The organism is Streptomyces sp. NPDC096046, assembly GCF_040303285.1.
Lineage (GTDB): Bacteria > Actinomycetota > Actinomycetes > Streptomycetales > Streptomycetaceae > Streptomyces.
Map to the genome: position 1 here is coordinate 1 of NZ_JBEOSZ010000001.1, position 25,104 is coordinate 25,104.

At 69.9% G+C, this 25,104-nt stretch carries 19 protein-coding genes and 3 pseudogenes; 9 read left to right on the forward strand and 13 right to left on the reverse strand.

Annotated elements, in window-relative coordinates; all coding sequences use genetic code 11:
- Positions 1-231: 231 nt before the first annotated feature.
- The 3 genes from ABTX62_RS00005 to ABTX62_RS00015 all read right to left on the reverse strand — a co-directional run bounded on the left by ABTX62_RS00005 (position 232) and on the right by ABTX62_RS00015 (position 3,896).
- Positions 232-666: a UPF0158 family protein gene (locus ABTX62_RS00005; RefSeq protein WP_352114040.1), complete on the reverse strand. Its 435-nt coding sequence runs from the start codon at positions 664-666 to the stop codon at positions 232-234.
- Positions 667-1,095: 429 nt separating this feature from the next.
- Complete coding sequence (locus ABTX62_RS00010; RefSeq protein WP_352114041.1) at positions 1,096-3,186, reverse strand: hypothetical protein; 2,091 nt, start codon at positions 3,184-3,186, stop codon at positions 1,096-1,098.
- Between the two features lie 155 nt (positions 3,187-3,341).
- Positions 3,342-3,896, reverse strand: a complete 555-nt coding sequence (locus ABTX62_RS00015; protein WP_352114042.1) for a Uma2 family endonuclease — start codon at positions 3,894-3,896, stop codon at positions 3,342-3,344.
- Between the two features lie 192 nt (positions 3,897-4,088).
- Between ABTX62_RS00015 and ABTX62_RS00020 the strand changes: the two are divergent.
- The 4 genes and pseudogenes from ABTX62_RS00020 to ABTX62_RS00035 form a co-directional block, all read left to right on the forward strand.
- Positions 4,089-4,528: pseudogene (locus tag ABTX62_RS00020) on the forward strand (aminotransferase class I/II-fold pyridoxal phosphate-dependent enzyme); the annotation flags it as partial.
- Positions 4,529-4,684: 156 nt separating this feature from the next.
- Positions 4,685-4,942 carry a type II toxin-antitoxin system Phd/YefM family antitoxin gene (locus tag ABTX62_RS00025; RefSeq protein ID WP_352114043.1) on the forward strand — a complete coding sequence of 86 codons (258 nt, stop codon included), beginning with the start codon at positions 4,685-4,687 and terminating at the stop codon, positions 4,940-4,942.
- 10 nt (positions 4,943-4,952) lie between these two features.
- Positions 4,953-5,213 (forward strand): Txe/YoeB family addiction module toxin, encoded by a 261-nt coding sequence (locus ABTX62_RS00030; protein ID WP_067029017.1) that lies wholly within the window; start codon positions 4,953-4,955, stop codon positions 5,211-5,213.
- Positions 5,214-5,278: 65 nt separating this feature from the next.
- A pseudogene (locus ABTX62_RS00035) lies at positions 5,279-5,713 on the forward strand (aminotransferase class I/II-fold pyridoxal phosphate-dependent enzyme); the annotation flags it as partial.
- A gap of 548 nt (positions 5,714-6,261) precedes the next feature.
- Here the strand turns inward: ABTX62_RS00035 and ABTX62_RS00040 are convergent.
- On the reverse strand, positions 6,262-6,789 hold the full coding sequence (locus ABTX62_RS00040) for a YbjN domain-containing protein (protein ID WP_352114044.1): 528 nt from the start codon (positions 6,787-6,789) through the stop codon (positions 6,262-6,264).
- Positions 6,790-6,954: 165 nt separating this feature from the next.
- Between ABTX62_RS00040 and ABTX62_RS00045 the strand changes: the two genes are divergently transcribed.
- Complete coding sequence (locus ABTX62_RS00045; RefSeq protein WP_352114045.1) at positions 6,955-7,431, forward strand: hypothetical protein; 477 nt, start codon at positions 6,955-6,957, stop codon at positions 7,429-7,431.
- 4 nt (positions 7,432-7,435) lie between these two features.
- On the opposite strand, the gene clpB is transcribed toward ABTX62_RS00045, so the two are convergent.
- Positions 7,436-10,033: an ATP-dependent chaperone ClpB gene (gene clpB / locus ABTX62_RS00050; protein ID WP_352114046.1), complete on the reverse strand. Its 2,598-nt coding sequence runs from the start codon at positions 10,031-10,033 to the stop codon at positions 7,436-7,438.
- A gap of 104 nt (positions 10,034-10,137) precedes the next feature.
- Between clpB and ABTX62_RS00055 the strand changes: the two genes are divergently transcribed.
- Entirely contained in the window at positions 10,138-10,554 is a 417-nt protein-coding gene (locus ABTX62_RS00055) for a pyridoxamine 5'-phosphate oxidase family protein (protein WP_352114047.1), read from the forward strand.
- A 167-nt stretch (positions 10,555-10,721) separates the two neighbouring features.
- Here the strand turns inward: ABTX62_RS00055 and ABTX62_RS00060 are convergent, their stop codons facing one another.
- Complete coding sequence (locus tag ABTX62_RS00060) at positions 10,722-11,057, reverse strand: hypothetical protein (protein WP_352114048.1); 336 nt, start codon at positions 11,055-11,057, stop codon at positions 10,722-10,724.
- A gap of 303 nt (positions 11,058-11,360) precedes the next feature.
- Here ABTX62_RS00060 and ABTX62_RS00065 point away from each other — a divergent pair, with 303 nt between their 5' ends.
- Complete coding sequence (locus tag ABTX62_RS00065; RefSeq protein ID WP_352114049.1) at positions 11,361-12,383, forward strand: helix-turn-helix transcriptional regulator; 1,023 nt, start codon at positions 11,361-11,363, stop codon at positions 12,381-12,383.
- Complete coding sequence (locus ABTX62_RS00070; RefSeq protein ID WP_352114050.1) at positions 12,380-13,366, forward strand: helix-turn-helix transcriptional regulator; 987 nt, start codon at positions 12,380-12,382, stop codon at positions 13,364-13,366. Before ABTX62_RS00065 ends, ABTX62_RS00070 begins: the two co-directional genes overlap by 4 nt.
- Here the strand turns inward: ABTX62_RS00070 and ABTX62_RS00075 are convergent.
- The 7 genes and pseudogenes from ABTX62_RS00075 to ABTX62_RS00105 form a co-directional block, all read right to left on the reverse strand.
- The gene (locus ABTX62_RS00075; protein WP_352114051.1) at positions 13,329-14,369 is read right to left on the reverse strand and encodes a helix-turn-helix transcriptional regulator; all 1,041 of its coding nucleotides are present in this window, start codon (positions 14,367-14,369) and stop codon (positions 13,329-13,331) included. The genes ABTX62_RS00070 and ABTX62_RS00075 overlap by 38 nt on opposite strands.
- A gap of 908 nt (positions 14,370-15,277) precedes the next feature.
- Positions 15,278-16,384 (reverse strand): sugar ABC transporter substrate-binding protein, encoded by a 1,107-nt coding sequence (locus tag ABTX62_RS00080; protein ID WP_352114052.1) that lies wholly within the window; start codon positions 16,382-16,384, stop codon positions 15,278-15,280.
- Positions 16,385-16,651: 267 nt separating this feature from the next.
- Positions 16,652-17,104, reverse strand: coding sequence for a heat shock protein transcriptional repressor HspR (locus ABTX62_RS00085; protein ID WP_031142455.1), 453 nt, complete (start codon positions 17,102-17,104; stop codon positions 16,652-16,654).
- Between the two features lie 5 nt (positions 17,105-17,109).
- Entirely contained in the window at positions 17,110-18,297 is a 1,188-nt protein-coding gene (gene dnaJ, locus ABTX62_RS00090; protein WP_352114053.1) for a molecular chaperone DnaJ, read from the reverse strand.
- A gap of 33 nt (positions 18,298-18,330) precedes the next feature.
- Positions 18,331-18,996, reverse strand: coding sequence for a nucleotide exchange factor GrpE (gene grpE / locus ABTX62_RS00095; RefSeq protein ID WP_352114054.1), 666 nt, complete (start codon positions 18,994-18,996; stop codon positions 18,331-18,333).
- Positions 18,993-20,849, reverse strand: a complete 1,857-nt coding sequence (gene dnaK / locus ABTX62_RS00100) for a molecular chaperone DnaK (RefSeq protein WP_352114055.1) — start codon at positions 20,847-20,849, stop codon at positions 18,993-18,995. The genes grpE and dnaK overlap by 4 nt, the downstream gene beginning before the upstream one ends.
- A 94-nt stretch (positions 20,850-20,943) precedes the next feature.
- Positions 20,944-21,953: pseudogene (locus tag ABTX62_RS00105) on the reverse strand (MraY family glycosyltransferase).
- 276 nt (positions 21,954-22,229) lie between these two features.
- On the opposite strand from ABTX62_RS00105, the gene ABTX62_RS00110 reads away from it, so the two are divergent.
- A complete protein-coding gene (locus ABTX62_RS00110; RefSeq protein ID WP_352114056.1) occupies positions 22,230-24,554 on the forward strand; it encodes a (Fe-S)-binding protein in 2,325 nt (774 codons plus the stop codon).
- Positions 24,555-25,104: the final 550 nt, after the last annotated feature.

Sequence of the window (25,104 nt, forward strand, 5' to 3'; positions counted from 1 at the left end):
GTACACCCAGTACGAGGGCTTGCACCCGGCACGCCGAGAGCACGCACCGGACGCCGCTCCTTGACGGGCAAACGTTGCCTGCCGCGGCACTAGCCGACCGGGACACCGGTGATCGGCAGTCATATCACGCAGCCCGCCTGTCGGCGGACACGCTTCCATCAGCGATCAGCCGGCGCAGCCAGGCCCGGTGACAGCGCACCCCGGATCATGCAGGACAGGGGCAGCAACGAGTCATACCGGCCCCGAAGGATACGAACTCGAACTGGGCTCCACGAAGCAGGTGATGTGCGGGTAGTAGCCCTCCTCGGCCAGCCAGGCGCGGGTCCGTCCGCGCTGTCGCTCATCGTGGAACCGGTGGTACCGGCTCCAGGAGCGCTCGTCGCCGGCGAGGACGTCCTTGAAGCGCCGGAAGGCGCCCCGCCCACCGATGGCGATCCGCAGCCTGTCGGCAAGGGCGGCGTCCCCGACCTCTTCGATGAACAGCTCCATGTCCCGGTAACCGGCCCGGGACCCCAGAGCCGGCACGTACAGCCATTGCTCGGGATCGTCGTCCCCCTCGGCACCGGGCCCAGTCCCCGGCTCATCGGTGAACGCAGACCGGCACTCCCCGGTGGACAGATCGATCCGGCCACCGGCCGAGTCGCCCTCCAGCAGCATGGCGAGCATCTCCAGAGATCGACCGCGAGCGGGCACGGGAGGGGGACCGCCGCGTCTCCCGCGGCCGCGCGCAACCGGTCCGCCAGCTCCTCATCGCCCCGGAAGCCGCGCTCCTGGAGCGCGCGGAGAAACAAGGCCGCCGTCTCCGCAGCTCCCGGCAGGCCCTGCGCCGCGACCCCGGCCACACCATCGCCGGCCAGTTGCAGCACCTCACGCACGGGCCCACGACGCAACGCCGCAAGCAGCGCCACTCCGTCCTGCGCGTGGAGCGCGCCACGCAGGGCCCGCAGCCCGTCCTCGCCCCATCCCTCAACCACGACCCCGACGGTAACGCGCCACCGAGGGCGTACGACTCCGGGACCCATCGGTTTGCCTCCGCCCGGCTCCGTGCCAGTGCCGGCGCATTCGGCGCCTGGACGGGCAGGCGGTGCTGCCCGGTCAGCGGCGCCGCTTGCGGCCGCTCTTGTCTGAGGAGCGCCGAGCCTTCCGGGCGCGGCCGACGCGGGCGCCGTGGGTACCCAGTGCCCGGGCCGCCAGCCGCCTGAGCTCGTCGAGTCCGGCCCGGTCCGGGTGCGCGGAGTCCAATGCGGCGAAAACCGCGTCCCTGACCTGGGGCCCCTGGGCGCGCAGCGTCTCCTCGGCGCCGTCCCCGCCGCCCGCCCACTCCACGAGCTGAAGCAGGCTCTCGGCGAGCACCAGCAGAGACTCCGCATCGGTCATGTCCTCTGGGGACAGCGACTCACGGTGCGCCAGCGCGTTCAGCGCCAGCGGCGCCAGCTGTGTGTCTCGCCGCAGCGTACGCAGCAGCCGCTCGCCCTCACCGTCCGGCAACGCCGCCAGCAGCACGTCGAGCATCGCCTGCGCACGCGTGCGGAAGGTCATGGTCCTTACGGCGTCGGTCAGTTGCCGCAGGGCGCCTTCCCGCTCGCCGCGGGCCGTGATCCAGCCCGCCAGCTCCGTGCGGGCGGCGTCCGGGTCGTAGTCCTCGGCCAGCACCCCCAGCAGGCCGGCCGCCGGCGCCTGGGCCAGTTCACCGACCAACGGTGCGTCCCTGCCGACCGCCAGCAACCGCTGTCGTACGGCCCGGGTACCGAGCTCGGTGAGACGGATGAGCTCGACCGGCCCGGCGGTCAGTTCCTCACGCCGGGCATCGGTACGCTCCCGCGCCGCCGGGTCCGTTGCCGCCCCCGCGACGCCCAGCAGCTCCGCGAGCTCCGGCGGCATGTCCGCGAGCAGCTCGGGACCGGCATCGGAGAGGTCGATGTCGAGGAACACCGGATCGGCCATCCCACGGTCCCGCTCGATCGCGCCGAGGTCGTCCAGCAGGTCGAGCACCGTGCGCAGGTCCCGGTCGGCGTGTTCGAACCACATCCGGTGCTGGAGGTCCCCGCCGTCGAGTTGGAAGGAGGTCCGATAGGCCAGGTGCACCGTGTCGCGCAGCCGCGGCCAGGGCATCGGGTACGGCAGGCTGTAGAGCGTGTTCAGCACGTCGTCCAGGATGTGCTCGTAGACATCGAAGAGCATCGACTCGACGTGCCAGCCGCTGCGCGGCCCGATCAGGGCCTGCCGCAGCTCGAAGCACGCGTCGAAGGCGCGCAGCCACAACTGGAGCGGGTCGGCCAGCACCGGCCGGGCCTTGGCGACCGCGTACAAGCGCCCCTTGACCACCCGAACCAGCCGTGCCCTCTTCGCCCACTCCACCAGCAGTCCCAGCCGCGGCAGGTCGGCCGAAGAGCGCACCCCCTCAATCGTGTCGCCGGTGCCGAGTACGTCCACCAGCTCGCGGGCGTCTGCCATCCGCAGCCGTCCCGTCGCCGTCACCGGGCGGCCGCCCTGCCCCGCCCATTCGGCGAGCCCGCGCAACTGCGTCAGGGTCGACGACGCCCCGGCCCGCCGACGCAGTACGTCGTCCTGGGGAAGCGCCACGGGCAACTGCGGCTCGGCCCGGGCCGAGCCGGACAGCACGCGGCCGGTCAGCCGCCGCTCCATGATCGCGTCGAGGGCCTGCTGATCGTGGGCGACCTCTCCCAGCCGCGCCCGCTCCGCGAAGCGCTGCAACGCCGCCTCGTCAAAGACGTCCACGCCCTGCTCGGCGGCCGTCATCGCCCAGAACTTCGCCAAACCCCAGCGAGTGCGGTCAGTCATCGCCGCCGGATGCTGTTCCGCGACCCTGTCGACCGCGGCGAGGGCATCCTGGAGTGAGGGGCCGCGCGGGTCCGCCAGCTGCGCGGCGTGCAGAAAGCGCAACAGCGTGCGCAGTGTGCCCGGGGCGTCGGCGCGTTCCTCCCCGGGAAGCTCGGAGACCTGCTGGGGAAGCCAGGAAAGCAGTAGCTCCTCCACATGACGCGACTCCCACAGCCCCAGTCGGCCGTCGGCAGTCGCACGGTGCCGGTAGTCCAGCACCGTCTCGGCAGTGAACCCGTCCACCGGAAGCCCCTGATCCTCGGCCCACCGGACGAGGTGGTCGACCAGCAGCCCGCACGCCGCCTCGAACTCCTCCTCGGCCTCGGGTTCGAACCGCATGCGCATGAAATCCGCCCCATCTGTCAGCAGCAGTCCTTGCCGTGTCACGCTATCGCCGAACCGGGGCAAGCCCAGCCGGCCGCCCTGGCCGGGAACGACCACCTCCGACGACAGCGGCGCCGACGGCACGGGCCGGGCCGGGCCGCACCGGGAGACCTTCGTCAGCGGGCGTCCGCCTCGGGCTCCGGGCGCGGGAGCTCGTCGAGGTCGAGGGTGAAGGTGCGGCCGTCGGCCAGGGGAATGGGGAGCTTGCCTGTGCCGTACGCACGGGTGTGCGCCGTGCTGTAGCCGCTCGTGGTGGGCTCAGTGTGCAGGACGACTTCGCGGGCGTAGGGATCCACGACGAGGTAGACGGGGATGCCGTAGCGGCCGTACTTCGCGGTGCAGTCGTCGTAGTCCTTGCGCGCCGAGGAGGTCGAGACGACTTCCGAGATCAACAGGACGTCTTCGAAGCTGTAGCGCTTGCCCTCCTTGCGCGCGTCCTCGCGCAGGATGGCCAGGTCGGGAGCGGAGTTCTCGTCGGCGGGGAAGTCGATGTAGACGTCGGAGGTGACCTTCGCATGACGGCCGAGGGCGAGAGCGGAGTCGATCTGCATCGACCTGATGGTGCTGGAGTGCTCTTCGCTCCGCGGGGTCATGATCACCTTTCCGTCGGCCCCGAACAGGACCGTGTACCCCTTGGGGAACTCGGTGTGCACGATCGCGTCGACGCTCATGAACGGCTCCTTCCCGTGTGTGGTCAGGATACGGCGGACAGCGTCGTATCACCGAGCCCGGCGGTACGGCCGTGAGATGCCCTTGGACCGTGCATCACGGCCACGAACAGCAGTCGGCTCAACGACGGTACGGGAAACGAATGCCCCTGGTGGGCTCGTTGCGTGACACGCGAATGCGTGTATGAACGAGGCGTCGGGTGGGTGACGAGTACCGCAGAACTCGTGACCGTCGTCCGTGCCGCCAAGCAGTACCTGACCTACGTCGCCTCCGGCCCCTTCCAGTACGCCGTCGCCGAGGCCCTGCGCCTGCCCGACGCCTACTTCACGGCCTTCCGTGACGTCCTGCGGGCCAAGCGGGACCTGCTGAGCGCGGGACTCGCCGACGCGGGCTTCCGGGTCTTCCGGCCGACCGGGACGTACTTCATCACGACCGACATTCGTCCGCTCGGCGAGCCGACGGCTTCGCCTTCTGCCGCGCCATGCCGGAGCGCGCGGGCGTCGTCGCCATCCCCAACGCGGTCTTCTACGACCACCGCGAGGAGGGCGCCCCCTTCGTCCGGTTCGCCTTCTGCAAACGCACTGAGGTGTTGACGGACGCGGTGGAACGGCTCCGCAAGGCGTTCGCACACTGACCGTCGCTCTACGGGACGGCCGTCGCATCCCTCTCTGCCTGCCGTCCCGCCACGGAACTCTCGTGTCCGGAACCGCCCGGTGACGGCCGTCCTTCTGCCGCTTGCCACACCACAGGCATCGACGTACAGTTTCTTGTACGTCAAGGAGGGTTGATCGTGAAGACCATGAGCTATTCCGAGTCGCGCGCGCGGTACGCCGAGGTGCTCAACTCCGTCACCGACGACCGCGAAGAGGTCATCATCACCCGGGCCGGACGCGAGCCGGTCGTCATCGTCTCCCTTGAGGACTACGAGTCCCTGAAGGAGACGGCGTACCTGCTGCGGAGCCCGGCCAACGCGCGGCGCCTGCTCGCGTCCATCGACGAGCTGGAAAACGGTGGCGGCACCGTACGCGAGCTGGCGACCGACGAATAAGGCCCGCAAGTTGAAGATCACCTTCTCCTCCCGCGCCTGGGAGGACTATCTGTGGTGGCAGCTTCAGGACCGGAAGATCCTGAAGCGCATCAACACGCTCATCGCGGACATCGCCCGGAACGGCAACGAGGGGATCGGCAAACCGGAACCGCTCAAGCACGGATTCCAGGGCTACTGGTCGCGCCGTATCAACGACGAGCACCGGCTGATCTACAAGGCCACCGAGGACGGCGTCCTGATCGCACAGTGCCGCTACCACTACGAAAGCTGACAGGACTCATGGACCGAGCACAGACCCTGCCGGTCCCGGCATACGAATGAGTGTGTGAACAAGGCGTGGCCTGGGTGACGGCGGCGCCGGAGCTGGTCACCGCGGTCCGCTCGGCGAAGCAGTACCTGACGTACGTCTCGGCGGGCCCGTTCCAGTACGCGGTCGCCGAGGCGCTGTCACTGCCCGAGTCGTACTTCACGGACTTCCGCGCCGACATGCTCGCCAAGCGGAACCTTCGGGCGGCGGGCCTGGAAGAGGCCGGGTTCCGGGTCTTCCGCCCCTCGGGCACGTACTTCATCACCACCGACATCCGCCCTCTCGGCGAGAGCGACGGCATCGCCTTCTACCGCGGCCTGCCGGAGCGCGCCGGGGTCGTCGCCATCCCCAACGCGGTCTTCTACGACCACCGTGAGCAGGGCGCGCCGTTCGCACGCTTCGCGTTCTGCAAGCGGACGGGGGTGTTGGAGGAGGCGGTGAAGCGGCTCGGGGCGGCGCTGTAGGTGCTCTGTGTCAGCCCCCGCCCGAGCCGAGCGTTCACGGCATGTCCGGCCACCTTGCCGCGCTGTCAGCCTCCGACGCGAGTTCGGCATCCGCATCCCTCCCTGCCTCGGACCGCGGTGAGGCTCCGCCGGGGTGGTGAGCAGGTCTCCGCTCGCCGGCGCCGGCCGCCTCGTCCGGCCAGGAGATCACCCGTCGGGCCTGCATCCCGGCCGGCCGGTGTACGGCACTACCCGGCGGCCTCGGTCGGCTCGTCCTCGGATCTGCCGGGGTAGATCAACCGCACGCCACCGCCGATCACCGGGAAGCAGCTCAGCAAGAGGGCGAACCGCGCGACTCTCGCGCCGCCCTCCCAATCGGCCGAAGGCCCCAGGGCCAACCAGAACGCGAGACCCGTCCCCGCCATCACAGCCGCTACGCCCAGTAACCGTCGCACCCCACGCTCCCCTTTCTCGCTCTTCAGTTTGTCCGTGTGCGAAAAGACAGACGGCGCGTGCAGCGCGTACTTGCTCGTACGCGCCGACGCGCCGTGCGGGGCCCTGTCGGAGGCCTACTCCTCGCCCTCGGGCTTCTCCGCCTCGTTGATCTCCTCTTCGAGACCGAGCTGCTCGACGAGCCACTTGTCGAACTCGATCGCGGCGCGCACCCAGCTGACCGTCGAGGAGACGAAGTGCTCCAGGCTGACGCCCATGCCGATCAGCATCTGGGCCTCGCCGATGAGGCGGACCGTGCCGTCGTCGTGGGTGTGGCTGTAGACCTTGGGCCACAGCGTGCGGCGGTTCCAGTCGTCGATCGACTCCAGGATCTGCGGCTTGGCCTCGATCTCGTGAGGCCGGTCGTAGAACGTCCGCACGGAGAAGACCTGCTGGTCTCCCTCACCCCGGAACATGAAGTAGGTGCGGAACTGCTCCCACGGCGCCGCGAGGTCTCCCTCGTCGTCGACGACGTACTTGAGCTCCATCTGGTCGAGGAGCTGCTTCACGAGGTCCTGATCCGGGACGACGGGGCCGGCCGGGCCGCCGGGCTGCGGCTCGGGCTGGCCCCCGAAGTTCGGAATCGAGGACGGGTCGATGGTCACCGTGAATTTCCCTTCGTACGGATTCCGCCATCCTCCCCCATGCGGGGAGGGGGGTGGCAAGCCCCGACAGACCCTGTCAGCCGACGGCTGACACGATCCGGTCAACCGCAACCCCCGGGTACCCCGAACCGTCCTCCTGAGCAGCCGACAAAAGGGGACGCGGTCATGCGGGCAGCCGACAGAGGTCATACCCGGCGGGGCATCGTCCTGCCGTTCCTGGCGCTGCCGGTGGTGGTGCTCGGCGTCCTGATCGTCGGCCTGTTTGTGTGGGCCCACTCGGACGACGACGGCACCCGTGCGGGCGCGGCGGCCGCGGTCCCCTGCACCGAGGCACTGGCCTTCGGCGCCGCCGAACCCCCCGCGCACGCCCGCGTCCGGGACTGCACCGTGCAGCGGGGCATCGACACGTCGTACGCGGCGGTGCTGCGGATGCCGCGCGAGGACGTGAGCGCCTGGTTGCGCCAGACGTACCCGGACGGCCCGACGCCGCGCACGGGCGGCGGTCCCTGCGGGGCGCTGTGCCTCGACGTGACCCACGAGAACGGCCTGCCCGGCACGGCGGAGGCGCATGTGGTGCAGGTGCGGGTGGACTATGTGAACGCCGAGACGGCGCTGGTGCGCTTCTCGGCGTTCACGATGTGACGTCCTACAGCGTCTTGCCCGTGGCCGGGCCCACCAGGAGCCCGTCCTCGCCGCGGTCCACCCGGACCGTGTCGCCGTCCTTGATCTCCCCGGACAGGATCTCCTTGGCGAGCCGGTCGCCGATGGCCGACTGGACGAGCCGCCGCAGCGGCCGGGCGCCGTACGCCGGGTCCAGACCCTCCTCGGCGAGCCAGGCCAGGGCCTCGGGCGTGATGTCCAGGGCGAGGCGCCGCTCGGCGAGCCGTTTGGCCAGGCGCTCCAGCTGGAGCTTCGCGATGCGCTCCAGCTCGGGCTTGGTCAGCGCGGAGAAGACGACCAGGTCGTCCAGGCGGTTGAGGAACTCCGGCTTGAAGGAGCTGCGCACCACCTCCAGGACCTGTTCCTTCTTCTCCTGCTCGCTGGTCACCGGGTCGACCAGGTACTGGCTGCCCAGGTTCGACGTCAGCACCAGGATGGTGTTGCGGAAGTCGACCGTGCGGCCCTGCCCGTCGGTCAGGCGCCCGTCGTCCAGCACCTGGAGGAGGATGTCGAAGACCTCGGGGTGCGCCTTCTCCACCTCGTCCAGCAGGACGACGGAGTACGGCCGCCTGCGCACGGCCTCGGTGAGCTGGCCGCCCTCCTCGTAGCCGACGTATCCGGGCGGGGCGCCGACCAGCCGGGCCACGCTGTGCTTCTCGCTGTACTCCGACATGTCGATGCGGACCATCGCCCGCTCGTCGTCGAAGAGGAAGTCGGCGAGGGCCTTGGCCAGCTCGGTCTTGCCGACGCCGGTCGGGCCGAGGAAGAGGAAGGATCCGGTGGGCCGGTCGGGGTCGGCGATCCCGGCGCGGCTGCGGCGTACGGCGTCGGACACCGCGCGCACGGCCTCGGTCTGGCCGATGAGCCGCTTGCCCAGCTCGTCCTCCATGCGCAGCAGTTTCTGCGTCTCGCCCTCCAGCAGCCGCCCGGCGGGGATGCCGGTCCAGGCGGCGACGACGTCGGCGATGTCGTCGGCGCCGACCTCCTCCTTGACCATGGTGTCCCTGGCCACCTCCTCCTCGGCCTCGGAGGCGGCCTCCAGTTCCTTCTCCAGGGCGGGGATCTCGCCGTAGAGGAGCTTGGAGGCGGTGTCGAAGTCGCCGTCGCGCTGGGCGCGGTCGGCCTGGCCGCGGATCTCGTCGAGGCGTTCCTTCAGTTCACCGACGCGGTTGAGGGACTGCTTCTCCTTCTCCCAGCGGGCGGTGAGGCCGCGCAGCTCCTCCTCCTTGTCGGCGAGGTCGCGGCGCAGCTTCTCCAGGCGCTCGCGGGAGGCGGCGTCGGTCTCCTTGCCGATCGCCAGCTCCTCCATCTTGAGCCGGTCGACGGCGCGCTGGAGCTCGTCGATCTCGACGGGCGAGGAGTCGATCTCCATGCGCAGCCGGGAGGCGGCCTCGTCGACGAGGTCGATGGCCTTGTCGGGCAGGAAGCGGGAGGTGATGTACCGGTCGGACAGGGTCGCCGCCGCGACCAGGGCACTGTCGGCGATCTGCACCTTGTGGTGGGCCTCGTAGCGGCCCTTGAGCCCGCGCAGGATCGCGATGGAGTCCTCGACGGTCGGCTCGGCGACCAGCACCTGCTGGAAGCGCCGCTCCAGGGCCGGGTCCTTCTCGATCCGCTCGCGGTACTCGTCGAGCGTGGTCGCGCCGACCATGCGCAGTTCGCCGCGGGCCAGCATCGGCTTCAGCATGTTGCCGGCGTCCATGGCGGAGTCGCCGCCGGCTCCGGCCCCGACGACGGTGTGCAGCTCGTCGATGAAGGTGATGATCTGCCCGTCGGATTCCTTGATCTCGGCGAGGACGGTCTTGAGCCGCTCCTCGAACTCGCCCCGGTACTTGGCGCCCGCGACCATGGCTCCCAGGTCGAGCGCGACGAGCCGCTTGTCCTTCAGCGACTCGGGCACGTCGCCCTTGACGATCCGCTGGGCGAGCCCTTCGACGACGGCGGTCTTGCCGACGCCGGGCTCGCCGATCAGCACGGGGTTGTTCTTGGTGCGCCGGGACAGCACCTGCACCACGCGCCGGATCTCCTGGTCCCGGCCGATGACCGGGTCGAGCTTCCCCTCGCGCGCGGCGGCGGTGAAGTCGGTTCCGAACTTCTCCAGGGCCTTGTACTGGCCCTCGGGGTCGGCTGTGGTCACGCGGCGTTGTCCTCGCGTCTTCTGGAAGGCGGCCTGGAGCTTCTTGGCGTCGGCCCCCTGCTGCGAGAGCACCTCGCCGGCCGCGCCGCCCTTCGCGGCCAGGGCGATGAGGAGGTGCTCGGTGGAGAGGTACTCGTCCCCCAGCTCCTTGGCGCGGGCCTGCGCGTCGGCGACGACGGCGAGCATCTCGCGGTTGGGCTGGGGCGGCGCGACGGTCGACCCGGTCACGCTCGGCAGCCCGGCGAGGACGCGCTCGGCTCCGGCGCGTACGGCCGCCTGGTCGGCGTCGACCGCGGCGAGCAGGTCGGTGATGTTCTCGTTGTCCTGGCCCTGGAGCAGCGCGAGCAGCAGATGGGCCGGGGTGAGGTCGGGGTGCCCCTCGGTCACGGCCCGGTTGCTGGCAGCGTTGATCGCGTCCCGGCTCCGGTTGGTCAGCTCGGCGTCCACGTTCGCGTTCTCCTCCTTGCACTGACCCGAACGGCTTGCACAAAGTTGAGTCTAGTGCACTCAAGGACGGTTCCGGGAGGGCCGGACGGTCTAAGTTCCGGAGCATGGCGACCAAGTACTCCGTGGACCCGGGCGCTCCGGACCCGTCGTATCTCGGCTTCTGGCGGGAACGGCACCTGTGCACCCTGACGACCCCCCGCCCGGACGGCACCCCACATCTGGTACCCGTCGGGGTCACATACGATCCCGAGGCCCGTCTGGCTCGGGTGATCACCAACCGGGCGAGTGCGAAGGCGCGGTATGTGCGGGCCGCCGGGGAGCAGGGGGCGGCCGTGGCCGTCTGCCAGCTGGAGGGCCGCCGCTGGGCGACGCTGGAGGGCCGTGCCTTCGTGAGCGAGGAGCCGGACCGGGTCGCCGAGGCGGTGCGGCGCTACGCGGAGCGCTACGGCAGGACCCCGTCGCCGAACCCGGCGCGCGTGGTGATCGAGATCCACCTGACGCGGGCCATGGGGCGAGGTTGAGCGAAGTGAACATCCACACCGGTGATCGATTGGATTCGGCCACCTCCGGACTTGGCCGATACCCGGAAATATCCCGCAAAACTGCAGCGGCGTCACCGTGTTCAGGTCACGGTGACGCCGCTGCGGGGGGAAGCACCTGAGCGATCTTTTACGACGGGGGAATCGCGTCAGGCACTGCGGGGGGTGGCAGAGATGGTCCGCGGGACAGGGGAGTCGACCTCCACCTGCTGGTGATCCCGTTGGTCCAGGTTCACAAAGATCATTCCGTACCGTACGGCACATCGCACCGGCTGCGGCGCCCCCCGAGGCCGCCGCAGACACCGGTACGCCCGTACGTCCTCGTCGTCGTCCCGTGTGACGACCACCGGCTCGCCGAAAACGGTCACCATCAACGAGTCACCGCTGTGGGGGATGGCGGTGACCAGGTCGATGAAGTGCCAGCCCGATCGGTAGGCGGTGGCCATTTCACGACGGAAGGAGCGGTCGTCGGGTGGAGTGGTCACATCAACGCTCCGAGTCCACGACGATCGCCGGCCAATGACTGTCCGCCAGGACATCACTCTTGACATCGCTCATGACGCTCGCCGGCCAGTGACTGTCCGCCCGGGTATCACCCTTCGCGCCGGAGTAACCCATCACTCCGATGACAGCGACGGCAGAGAGAGCGGCAGCAAGCACCGAGCGAAGCAGTCTCTTGCGCATAGTCGGCTTCGTCCTCACTTGTGAGTCTCCTCTTCCCCCGTCAGGTAAGACGATGGCTCATTCGAACACGTCATGGCCACACAATCGGTGCATCATGTTCCTGCATGTTCAGGACCCTGGGGGGTGGAGATTTCGTGGCAAATCAGACTAAGGCGGCGCATCCCCATGCGGTCACCGAGCTGTGCGAGGAAGGGAACCGACTTTATGCGAACGCCCTGCGTGCAGGGCGGATCGCGCGCACGGACGTTGAGTCAGCGCCTTGTCTTGTCGAGTTCGCCCTTCTTCACCCGGACCCGGACGACGAGGACTGGCTGCGGCCTGTACCGCCGACAGTAGCGCTGGCCGAGCGTCTGCACCCGATCGAGCGTGACATCGCGGCACGCCGACAGCTGTCGATCAAGATCGCGGACGCATTCGAGCCGTTCATGACCTTGGGCGCCCAGCTGACGACGACCGACCACTCGATCACGGTGCTGGAGGGCGGCGACCGGATCAACGCGGCCCTCAACCTGGCCACGGCCCAGTGCCAAGCGGAGATGCTCACCATCCAGCCCAGTGACGACCGCTTCTCCGAGCGAAGCCTCACTCAAGGACTCGAAAGGGACAGACCTCTGATCGAGCGGGGAGTCAGGATCCGGACGCTGTACCAGCACACGGCTCGCTATAACCCTCAAAAACTGGCCTATGTGGCACAACTCGCGAACAGCAAGGCGGAGTACCGCACGATCGACGAGGTGGTCGAACGGCTCATCGTCTGCGACGGGACCGTCGCGTTCATCCCGGCCCGCGACGACCAGCAAGTCGCCCTCGAACTCCGCCACCCCGGACTTGTCCGGTACCTGGTGAAGGTCTTCGAGTTCATGTGGAGCCGTTCCGTTCCGCTGAGCGCCGGTGCTCCCTACGGCCCGGCCGCGGACGGCATCACGGACATCCAGTACTCCATCGCCAAACTCCTCGTGGAGGGGCACGTCGACGAGGCGATCGCCCGCCGCCTCGGCATGAACGTCCGCACGTGCCGGGCTCACATCGCCAAGCTCGCGGCCACCCTCGGCAGCGGCAGTCGTGCCCAACTCGGTTTCCTCATCGCGCAGTCCGGAATCCTGGAGAGCGCAGGTGCCGCGCAGTGAGCGGACCGCACCGCGAGCACGGCAAGGACGACCTGTGCGCCGTGGGCACGGACCTGTACGAACGAGCGCTGCGTCAGGGTCGGCTGTCCACCGAGGACACCCGGGTCGCCCCCTGCATCGTCGACCTGGGTCTGCTGCACCCCGCTCTCGACGACCCCACCCGGCTGGAGCCCGTCGCCCCGGTCGTGGCGCTGCACCGGCTGCTGCGGAGTTCCGAGGAGCGGATCGCGAGCGAGCGGCAGCGCGAAGCACAGTTGGCCGAGACATTCGGCTCCCTGATGCGGATCGCCGACCCGCCCCCTACATCCGGCCAGACTCCCACGATCCACCTTCTCACCGGCACGGAGCGGATCAACCGGGCCATCACCGACGCGATGGCCGATGCCTCCGAGGAATTGATCACCGTCCAGCCACGCGCCGGCCTCACCGGCGAGCGCGGCCAGGCCGCCGACGCCGCATCGCTCGGCCGTGACCAGGCAGCGCTGGACCGTGGTTGCCGGATACGCACCCTGTACCCGCATACGATGCGTCACTTTCCCATAATCACGGCTCGTTGCGAGCGCCTGAAGGGCGACGTTCAGATCCGCACATTGGACGAAGTCCCCGACCGCCTGGTCCTCATCGACCGCGCGGTGGCCTTCGTCCCGGCCGGCGAGGACGGCAAATTAGCTCTGGAGATCAGGCATCCGGCCATCGTGGACCACCTGGCCGTCACTTTCGACCGCCTTTGGCGCCTGGCCACACCCATGTACCCCGAAGCCGCCCCCCAGCCCTCCCACAACGGCATCACCCCGCGCCAGCACGCCATAGCCGCCCTCCTCGTCGAAGGCCACACCGACGCCGTCATCGCCGACCGGCTCGGCATGAACATCCGCACTGCCCGCGTCCACATCGCCAAGCTCGCCGCGACGCTGGGCAGTCAGAGCAGGGCTCAGCTCGGGTATCTCATCGGGCGGTCCGGGATCCTTGATCAGGGACGCTGAGGGAGGGAGCGGCCGAGGGGGGCGGGCCGTCGAGGCCCGCCTGGGCGATGCGGACGCCGAGTTGGGTCCGGCTGGCCGCCCCGAGCGTCTCCGAGAGGCGCGCGATGTGCGCCCGGCACGTCCGGACGCTGATGCCCAGCCGTTCCGCGATGACGGCGTCCTGATGCCCTTCCGCCAGCAGCGCGGCGATCGACTGTTCCCGGTGGGAGATGCCCTCGATGCCGGTGTCGGGGAGCGGGGCCGATAGGGGGATGGCCAGGCGCCAGAGCCGTTCGAAGACCGTGACGAGGTACTCAATGAGGGCCGGATGCCGTAGCTCAAGAGCCATCGTGCGGTCGGTGTTGGCGGGGATGAACGCCACCGTCCGGTCGAAGAGGATCAGCCGGTCGATCACCTCGTCCAGCGTGCGTGCCTCCACCGCGTCGCCCATCAGCTCCAGGTAGGTCAGCAACCCCTGCCCGTGCCGGGCGACATGGGTGTACAGGTCCCGCATCCGCACGCCCCGGCCGCGCAGCGCCAGCGCCCGGTGCAGGCCCTCGGAGAGTTCCGCCTCACGGCGGATGCCGCCGGGCTGGACCGTGAGCACCTCGGTCGTGCACGCCTGGGTCGCCTCGTCCATCGCGGCCTGGATGCGGGCGAGTCCGTCCAAGACTCGGATCGCCGAGCCCTCGCTCGCCGACGGGGTCGGCCGCACCTGGCGGCCCAGACCGGCGTACCACTCGACGGCCGCCACGGCCGAGCCCACCCGCCGCTGATTGGCGCTGACCTCGTCGTACATCCCGCGCAGCAGTCGGGTCATGACCTCCTGCGGGGAGGTCGGCACCAGCCAGTCCATGTCGTCGGGGTCCGGGTGCAGCAGGGCGAGTTGCAGCAGGCAGGGCACCGGATCCGCGTCCCGGCGCGGCACCCGGCCGCGCCGTACGGCCCGGGAGTACACGCGGTCCCCGGCCTCGCACAGTCGGTCGGCACCATGGGGATGCTCATCCGCCCCGTGCCCGGCCATCGCCCATCCCACCCCCCGGTTTCGCCGTTTTTCCGCAGCGCAACTATGCGCGGACCGGACGTGCTCCGCAACACGGCTCGACCACAACCGAACTGCCTTTCAGCCCCCTTGGTACCGGTATGCCCGGGGTGCCGCGTGGCCGGTGACCGCACGCCGGGGTGGTGGGCGCTGGTGGTGCCACCGGCCGGTCAGTCCTGGGCCGTCGTGGGGCCGTCGTGGCGTCGCAGGAGGTGCCGAGTGGATGGGCGTCCGTCTTCGCGCCCGTCAGGCCGGAGGTCCGCTCCGGCCGGTGCGCCGGGTCCGGGCACCGCTCCGCCGGCTCGCGGGCACCGCTCCGCCGGCTCGCCGGGCACGCTCCGACGGGTCCCGGCCTCACGACCGGCAGGTCCCGGCCCCACGACCAGCAGACCCCGGCCCCACGACCAGCAGACCCCGGCCCCACTTGTCGCCCGGGTCCGGGACGGGACTGCGAGGGCTTGTCGCGCGCCCCGGCGTCGGCTCGGCGGCTGTCGTGTCGCGTCGCAGGCCCGGTGCAGAGCCGCGCGCCGCCGCCGGGGCTCCGGTTCACGACGGGGAGCAACGGTGTCCGGTCGGCCCTCGACACGGCCGACGAGCACGAGGCCCCAAGCCGCGTGCCTCGTCGTGGCCGGGCGGCCGGTCGTGGCCGGGCGGCGTCGTCCTCGCGTGCGAGCAGGGGCTCGAGCCGAATCATCCCCGCCGGGGGGCAGCTCCCACCCGACGGAGCTCTTCTGGCGGCCGGAGATGGACTGGGTGGCGGCCGGGCCGTCCGTGGCGAGACGGTCACCTGCCCGGACACCGGTGCCGCGGACGCGGCGGGCGCCCGTCGGGCACCGATCGCGGGCGAGTGGCGCGAACGACGGGGTGGTCCCGCGTCAGTTCCCCGACGGCTACTTCAGGCCGATGGCACGGCACGCCGCCTTGTACTCGGCCGTGCAGATGTCCGACAGCTTGTAGACCTCGTCCGCGACCACCGTGTCCTTGATGTTCTCCTTGGTGAGCGCGACCACGGGCACGAGCTGCGCCGGGATGCCCTTGTCCGTGGGGCTGTCGACCCTGTCGCGGGCCAGGGCGGCGAACTGGATGTCGCGGCCCTGGACCTTGGCGACGGCCATCTCCGCGGCGTTCTCCGCCTCCTGCGGGTACGACTTGTACACGCTCATGTACTGGTCGCCGCTGATGATCCGCTGCACGGCCGCCAGCTCCGCGTCCTGGCCGGTGATCGGCGGCAGCTCCGTCACGCCCGCCGCCTCCAGCGCCTTGACGATGCCGCCCGCCATGCCGTCGTTGGCGGAGTACACCGCCGCGATGTTGTCCTTGCCGATCTCCGCGATCGCCTCGGCCATGTTCGCCTGGGCGTTCTCCGGCTTCCAGTCCTTGGTGTCGAAGGACTTCGCGATCGTCACGTTGCCGTTCAGCTCGGACATCGCCCCGGCCTTGAACTGCTTGGCGTTCGGGTCCGTCGGAGAGCCGTTCATCATGACGATCTTGTCGGAGAGGCTCGCGTCCTCGCCGATGGCCTCCAGCAGGGTGCGGCCCTGGACCTCGCCGACCAGCTCGTTGTCGAAGGAGATGTAGGCGTCGATCGGGCCCTCGGCCAGCCGGTCGTAGGCGATGACCGGGATGCCGGCCTCCTTCGCCTTCTTCACGCCGCTCGCGATGGCCTTCGAGTCGACGGCGTCCAGCAGGATCACGTCGACCCGGTCGTCGATCATCTGCTGCATCTGGCTGGCCTGCTTGTCCGCGCTCGCCTCGGCGTTGGCGTAGGTGACGCGGCCCTTGTCGTTGGTGAGGGACTCGACCTTCGTCTTGATGATGGGGTAGTCGAAGTTCTCGTACCGCGTGTTCGCCTTCTCCGGCAGCAGCAGCCCGACGGTGATGTCGTTGCCCTTCGCCGGGCTCGCGTCGTCACTGCTCCCGGTCGCGTTGAGCGCGCCGCAGCCGGCGAGCGTGACGGACATCGTGGCGGCTGCCACGGATATGGCGATACGACGCATGCGGAGCTCACTTCGCGTGTGATTCGGACGTGGGCGCAGCTTTCCGCCCATGTGACTGAAAAGCCAACGCGGACGCGACCCCCAGCGTCAAGCGGAACCACTTAACGAGATGACAACACCACGCTCCGCAGCAGTTGTGAAGACCCTGCGGAATCATCTTCAAGTGGTGTGCACCACCCGGTCATCCGCAGGAGACCGGGCCAAACCGCCCCGAAGCACACGGAAAGGGCCGAGAGTGAACTCTCGGCCCTTTCCCGTGCGTACGCGTCAGTCGGACTGCTGCTGCCGCTTCGGCCGCCACACCACCAGCGCGCTGGTCTGCTGCACCTCCTGGTACGGCACCAGGTCACGGCGGTACGACGCGTGCACCGCCGCCTCGCGCTGGCGCATCGCCGCCGCCGCGCCGTCGAGCGCGTCCTCCAGCTCGGCGACCCGGGCCTGGAGCGCGGCGACCTGGTTCTCCAGTTCGATGATGCGCTTGATTCCGGCCAGGTTGATGCCCTCGTCCTGCGACAACTGCTGGACCGTGCGCAGCAGTTCGATGTCACGCGCCGAGTAGCGGCGGCCCCGGCCCGCGGTGCGGTCGGGGGACACCAGACCCAGCCGGTCGTACTGGCGCAGGGTCTGGGGATGCAGGCCGGACAGCTGGGCCGCCACCGAGATGACGTAGACCGGGGTTTCCTCGGTCAGTTCATACGGGTTGCGCCGACGACCGTCCATCTGACTCATGCTCCCTTCGCGGCCTGGAACAGATCCGCCCGCGGATCCTCGTCCGCGGTCACCTCGCGATACGCCTCGAGCGCGTCACGAGCCTTCCCCGTCAGGCCCTTGGGAACACTCACCTCGACGGTGACCAGGAGGTCCCCGCGGGTGCCGTCCTTGCGGACCGCGCCCTTGCCCCGGGCCCGCATGGTGCGCCCGTTGGGCGTGCCCGGAGGCAGCTTCAGGGTGACGGGCGGGCCGCCCAGGGTGGGCACCCGCACCTCGCCGCCGAGCGCCGCCTCGGTGAAGGTCACCGGGACGGTGACCGTGAGGTTGTCGTCCTTGCGGCCGAACACCGGGTGGGAGTCGACGTGCACCACCACGTACAGGTCGCCCGCCGGGCCGCCGCGCTCGCCCGGCGCCCCCTTGCCGCGCAGCCGGATCCGCTGGCCGTCGCTGACGCCGGCGGGGATGCGCACCTGCATGGTCCGCGAGGACTTGGCCCGGCCGCTGCCCTTGCAGACCTCGCACGCGTTCTCCGCGATCAGTCCGCGGCCCTTGCAGTCCGGGCAGGGGTCGGTGAGGGAGAAACCGCCGCCGCTGCCCCGGGCGACCTGCCCGGTGCCGACGCAGGTCGGGCACACGCGGGGTGTGCCGTTCTTGTCGCCGGTGCCCGAACAGGCCTTGCAGGGCGACTGCGACGACATCCGCAGGGGGACCGTCGCGCCCTCGATCGCCTCGGTGAAGCTGAGCGTGACCTCGGACTCGATGTCCTGGCCGCGCCGGGGGTGCGTGCGCGTCCCCGGTCCGCCCGCGCCGCCGCGGTTGAACAGGCCCCCGAAGACGTCACCGAGTCCGCCGCCGAAGCCGCCGGCTCCCTGACCGCCGCCCTGGGCGCCGCCTCCGAAGAGGTCGCCCAGGTCGAAGTTGAAGGAGCCGCCCGCGCCGCCCGGCCCCGGGCGGAAGCCGCCGTTGCCGAAGAGGGCGCGCGCGTCGTCGTACTCCTTGCGCTTCTTGGGGTCGCCGAGGATGTCGTTGGCCTCGGAGATCTCCTTGAAGCGCTCCTCCGCCCTGACGTTGCCCTTGTTGGCGTCCGGGTGGAACTCGCGGGCGAGCTTCCGGTACGCCTTCTTGATCTCGGCCTCGGTGGCGTCCTTGGGGACGCCGAGGACCTTGTAGTAGTCCTTCTCGATGAAGTCCTTGGTGCTCATCCTCGACGCCCCTCCTTCCCTTCGTTGATGACGTCAGCCCTCGTCCGGGCCACCGCTCTCCTTGTCGTCGGCGTCGGCGGACTCGTCCGCCTTGACCGTCTGCGCCCCCGGCTGGGGCTCGGCCACGGCCACCCGGGCGGGGCGGATGGTGCGCTCGCCGATCCGGTACCCGGGCTGCAGGATCGCGACGCACGTCGTCTCGGTGACGTCCGGTGCGTAGCTGTGCATCAGGGCTTCGTGGATCGTCGGGTCGAAGGGCTCGCCCTCCTTGCCGAACTGCTGCAGGCCCATCTTCGCCGCGGTGCTCTCCAGCGACTCGGCGACGGACTTGAAGCCGCCGACCAGTTCGCCGTGTTCCCGCGCGCGGCCGATGTCGTCGAGCACGGGCAGGAGCTCGGTCAGGAGGTTCGCGATGGCGATCTCCTTGACCGCGATCCGGTCACGCTCGACCCGGCGGCGGTAGTTCTGGAACTCGGCCTGGAGGCGCTGGAGGTCCGCCGTGCGCTCGCTGAGCGCGGTGCGGGCCTGGTCCAGCTGGGCCACCAGAGCCACGTCCTGGCCCGTGTCCCCGGCCGGGGCCGCCTCCTCCTCCGGGGAGGGGGAGGCGGCCTTCGGCTCGGCGTCGTCGGAGGTGGCGCCGGAAGGGACGTCGGGCTGCTGCGACTGCTGCTCGTCGAAGCCCGGGGTCTCCTCCGTCACGCGGCACCGTCCTTCCGGTCCTCGTCGACGATCTCGGCGTCGACGACGTCGTCATCGGCGGGCTTGGCACCACCGGCGGCGCCCGCGTCACCGGCGGGACCACCGGCGGCCTGGGCCGCGCCCGCGTCGGCGTACATGGCCTGGCCGAGCTTCTGGGAGACGGCCGCGACCTTCTCCGTGGCCGTGCGGATCTCGGCGCTGTCCTCGCCCTTGAGCTTCTCCTTCAGCTCGGCGACGGCCTCCTCGACCTCGGTCTTGATGTCGCCCGGGACCTTGTCCTCGTTGTCCTTGAGGAACTTCTCGGTCTGGTAGACGAGCTGCTCGCCCTGGTTGCGGGACTCGGCGGCCTCGCGGCGCTTGTGGTCCTCCTCCGCGTACTGCTCGGCCTCCTGGCGCATGCGGTCGACCTCGTCCTTCGGCAGCGAGGAGCCGCCGGTGACGGTCATCTTCTGCTCCTTGCCCGTGCCCAGGTCCTTGGCGGTCACGTGCATGATGCCGTTGGCGTCGATGTCGAAGGACACCTCGATCTGCGGGACGCCGCGGGGCGCCGGGGGCAGACCGGTCAGCTCGAACATCCCGAGCTTCTTGTTGTACGCCGCGATCTCGCGCTCGCCCTGGTAGACCTGGATCTGCACGGACGGCTGGTTGTCCTCGGCGGTGGTGAAGATCTCGGACCGCTTGGTCGGGATCGTCGTGTTCCGCTCGATGAGCTTGGTCATGATGCCGCCCTTGGTCTCGATGCCGAGGGACAGCGGGGTGACGTCGAGGAGCAGGACGTCCTTGACCTCGCCCTTGAGAACACCGGCCTGCAGGACGGCGCCGATGGCGACGACCTCGTCCGGGTTGACGCCCTTGTTGGCGTCCTTGCCGCCGGTCAGCTCCTTGACGAGCTCGGCGACGGCGGGCATGCGGGTCGAGCCGCCGACGAGGACGACGTGGTCGATCTCGCTGATGGAGATGCCGGCGTCCTTGATGACGTTGTGGAACGGCGTCTTGCAGCGCTCCAGCAGGTCCGCGGTCAGCTGCTGGAACTGGGCGCGGGTGAGCTTCTCGTCGAGGTGCAGGGGGCCCTCGGCGGAGGCGGTGATGTAGGGCAGGTTGATCGAGGTCTCGGTGGACGAGGACAGCTCGATCTTCGCCTTCTCGGCGGCCTCGCGCAGACGCTGCAGGGCCATCTTGTCCTTGCCCAGGTCCACGCCGTGGCCGGACTGGAACTGCTGGACCAGGTAGTCGACGACGCGCTGGTCCCAGTCGTCACCACCGAGGTGGTTGTCACCGTTGGTGGCCTTCACCTCGACGACGCCGTCGCCGATCTCCAGCAGCGAGACGTCGAACGTGCCGCCACCGAGGTCGAAGACCAGGATGGTCTGGTCGTCCTTGTCGAGGCCGTACGCCAGGGCGGCCGCGGTGGGCTCGTTGACGATGCGCAGCACGTTCAGACCGGCGATCTCGCCGGCCTCCTTCGTGGCCTGACGCTCGGAGTCGTTGAAGTACGCCGGGACGGTGATGACCGCGTCGGTCACCTTCTCGCCCAGGTAGGCCTCGGCGTCGCGCTTGAGCTTCTGGAGCACGAAGGCGCTGATCTGCTGCGGGTTGAAGGGCTTCCCGTCCAGCTCGATCTTCCAGTCGGTGCCCATGTGCCGCTTGACCGACCGAATGGTCCGGTCCACGTTGGTGACCGCCTGACGCTTGGCCACCTCTCCGACGAGCACCTCACCGTTCTTGGCGAAGGCGACGACGGACGGCGTGGTCCTGGCGCCCTCGGCGTTGGTGATGACGGTGGGCTCGCCGCCCTCCAGAACGCTGACGACGGAGTTAGTCGTGCCCAGGTCGATGCCGACCGCACGTGCCATGGTTGATTCCTCCAGCTGACTTGAGTGGAACGGACTCAAGTGTGCACGACGGCTCCCGACCGGTCAACAGAGCTGAGTCGGGCAGGCTCAACTCTTATCCGCTCCTTACACGCAATGGCGCTCTGACCTGCGTGGATACACTGCGTCGAGGTCCGTACACAGGGACACGCGCGAGGCGAACACCATGACGAGCCCCCCTCCCACCACCCACCACAGGGCGCCGGACCCGATTCGGCCGGCATGCGCGAGTACCCCGACGAACATCGCCGACAACGCCCCGGTCCCCAGCAGCAGAACCGCCCCCGGCGCGGTCGGCCCGAGCCGCCGCAGCCGGTGCGCGAGATGATCGGGCCCGCCGCGGAACACCGCCCGGCCGGCCGGCCGTCGCGTCCCCCCAGCACGAGGACGGCATCGGCGGCGGCCACCGCGGTCAGCGCGAACAGCACCCCCGCGCTCTCCCCGACCCCGGACCCGGCCCGGGCGTACACGGCCCCCACGGCGATCACGAACCCCGCGGACATCGACCCGCAAGCGCCCAGCGCCACGCGCGCGGGATGCCAGTTGTGCAGCAGGAACCCGGTCGGGGCGGCGGCCAGCACGCTCAGCAGCCCCGCGATGCCGTCCATCACCTCGACGGCCGCGCGGGCCGCCACCCCGAAGGCGGCCACGACCCCGGCCGCTCCCGCCGGCCCGTCCGCGTGATCGAGCCCCCGCAACCCGAACACCACCGCCACGACCCAGGCGACGGCCGGCAGCCCGGCCCCCACCCCCGTCTCCCCGTACGGCACGACACACGCGGCCGGCACGGCCGTGCCGGCGACCAGCACCCGCCGCCGCAGCCGCCACACGTCGTCGACGAGTCCGAGCAGGGCGACCGCACCGGCTGCGACGAGCACCTCCCCGCGCCTCACCGGCGGGCGGCGCGACCCCCCACCACTCCCCGGCCCCCACGACCAGCCCCGTGACGAGCACGACGGCCATGCCCCCGGACAACGGCACGTCACGCTGCCGCCGCCGCTCGATCAGCCGCAGCCGCAGGGCGGGGGCCCGCAGGACGGCCGCGAGGAGGAGGGCGATGGCGGCGGCGGTGATCCCGTAGAGCACGGATATAAGGTGGGCGGGATTGTGACAATTCGGTATGAATAACACGAGGGGATTGCGGCCGGATCACGCCGCGAGGCGCGACAGGATCCCTGCCGAAACCGACCCGTTTCTGAGGCAACCCTCAGCGATTCAGATCACTGCCCACCCGGCTACAGTGCGGCGGAGGATGAGGGTAGTCTCAGACGGACTGCATAAGTTACCGCTTAGTAATTTCGGGGAAGCCTGAAGAACGACAGGTCACCCCGACGAAACCCCTCGCAGGCCCGAGGAGCCCCCATGCAACTCGCCGCGATCATCGTGTCGCTGGTTCTGACCGTGGTCGGCGTCGCGCTGCTCGCACGCGCGATCGGCCAGTTCGTCCGCTACTTCAAGCTGGGCCAGCCGGTCCCGGCCGGTACGCGGACCGACAACCCCTACCAGCGCAGCGTGACCCTGGTGAAGGAATTCCTCGGGCACACGCGCATGAACCGGTGGGGCATCGTCGGTGTCGCCCACTGGTTCGTCGCCGTGGGCTTCCTTACCCTCCCGCCGACCCTCGCCCAAGCGTTCGGCCAGCTGTTCCAGGCCGACTGGGTGCTGCCGGTCATCGGTGGGTTCCTGCCGTTCGAGCTGTACATCGAGTTCATCGGCGTGATGACGATCCTGGGCATCGCGGTGCTCATCGCGATCCGCCTGCTGAACCTGCCGAACCGGCCCGGCCGCAAGTCCCGCTTCGCGGGCTCCAAGGCCGGCCAGGCCTACTTCGTCGAGTCCGTCATCCTCACCATCGGCCTGGCCATCTACGTACTGCGGGGCCTGGAGGGCGCGCTCCACGACGTCGACCACTACGAGGCCTCGTACTTCGCCTCGTACCCCCTGGTCCTCGCCTTCAAGGGCCTGTCGGTCACGGCGCTGCAGAACCTGGTCTACCTGGTCGCGATGATCAAGATCGGCACCTCGTTCATCTGGATGATCGTGGTGTCCCTCAACACCAACATGGGTGTCGCCTGGCACCGGTTCCTCGCCTTCCCGAACATCTGGTTCAAGCGCGAGGCGTCGGGCGGGACGGCTCTCGGGGCGCTGCAGCCCATGACGTCGGGCGGCAAGCCGATCGACTTCACCGACCCGGGCGACGACGACGTCTTCGGCGTCTCCCAGGTCGAGCAGTTCTCCTGGAAGGGCCTGCTGGACTTCTCCACCTGCACCGAGTGCGGCCGCTGCCAGTCGCAGTGCCCCGCCTGGAACACGGGCAAGCCCCTCTCCCCCAAGCTGCTGATCATGTCCCTGCGGGACCACGCGCACGCCAAGGCGCCGTACCTGCTGGCCGGCGGCGGCAAGACGATGGAGGGCGAGGAGAAGGCCTCCGAGGAGCAGCTGAAGGACGTGCCCGCGGCGGCGCTGGCCGAGGCCGAACGCCCCCTGGTCGGCACGCTGGAGGACAACGGCGTCATCGACCCGGACGTGCTGTGGTCCTGCACCACCTGCGGCGCCTGCGTCGAGCAGTGCCCGGTGGACATCGAGCACGTCGACCACATCCTCGACATGCGCCGCTACCAGGTGATGATCGAGTCCTCGTTCCCGTCCGAGGCGGGCACGATGCTCAAGAACCTGGAGAAGAAGGGCAACCCCTGGGGCCTGGCGAAGAAGCAGCGCCTGGAGTGGCTCAAGGAGGTCGACTTCGAGGTCCCGGTCGTCGGCAAGGACATCGAGGACCTGTCCGAGGTCGAGTACCTCTACTGGGTCGGCTGCGCCGGCGCCCTGGAGGACCGCGCGAAGAAGACCACGAAGGCCTTCGCGGAGCTGCTCCACATCGCGGGCGTCAAGTTCGCGATCATGGGCGGTGACGAGAAGTGCACCGGTGACTCCGCCCGCCGCCTGGGCAACGAGCCCCTGTTCCAGGAGCTCGGCATGGAGAACGTCATGGCGCTGAACATGGCGTTCGGCGAGGAGATGGACGACGAGGGCAAGGTCGTCCCCGAGTCGGCCAAGCCGAAGTCGGCCAAGAAGATCGTCGCGACCTGCCCGCACTGCCTGAACACCCTCGGCAACGAGTATCCGCAGCTCGGCGGCGACTACGAGGTCATCCACCACACCCAGCTGCTCCAGCACCTCGTCGACGAGGGCAAGCTCATCCCGGTCACGCCGGTCGAGGGCATCATCACCTACCACGACCCGTGCTACCTGGGCCGCCACAACAAGATCTACACGCCCCCGCGCGAGATCATCGCCAGCGTCCCGGGCATCCGCAACGAGGAGATGCACCGCCACAAGGAGCGCGGCTTCTGCTGCGGCGCGGGCGGCGCCCGGATGTGGATGGAAGAGCGCATCGGCAAGCGCATCAACAACGAGCGCGTCGACGAGGCGCTGTCGCTCAACCCCGACATCGTGTCGACGGCCTGCCCGTTCTGCCTGGTCATGCTCACGGACTCGGTCAACGGCAAGAAGAACGACGGCAAGGCCAAGGAGTCCATCCAGGTCGTGGACGTCGCCCAGCTGCTGCTGGACTCGGTCAAGACGCCGGTCCAGGCGGAGGCCGACGACGACGGCGACGGTGACGACGGCGAGCCGCCGGCCGGTACGTCGGACTCGGAGGACGCCCCGGAGCCGGAGCCGGTGAAGTAGGCGGTTCCCACCGGTCGTCCCGACGCCCCCTGCCCTGAGTCATCGGGCAGGGGGCGTCGGCGTTTCGCCGCTGCTTGCCCTACGGGTGGCAGGGTTGGCGCGGTCTGCAGCAGCGAGTGGGGTCGGCAGCAGCGAGGCTGGGGTCGGCGGGTGGCACGGCTTGCCCCTCTGTGGTCCCGGTGGTCCGGTGTGCCGGGGGTCACCGGTCGGGGGGCGGTGTGCCGGCGTCCACCGGCCGGGAGCCCGGGAGGCCCGGAGGCCCGGAGCCCGGGAGGCCCGGAGGCCCGGAGGCCCGGAGGTGGACACTACGTCCGGGTACGGCACCCCGGCTGGACAGATCACGTATTGGCGCCGTACGGAGCCACGGAGATGCTCAGGAGACCGCGACGGACAGCGGGGACCGCTGCAGCCCGCGGACACCGCTGCAGGCCGACGTCGTAGGCCAGGAGACGCCCTCGATCCCGCTGTCGCCGTGCCTCGCCGGGCCACTCCGGGACGGCCCGGGACGGCCCGGGACGGCCCGGAACGGCCCGGGACCGGAGCGGGACCG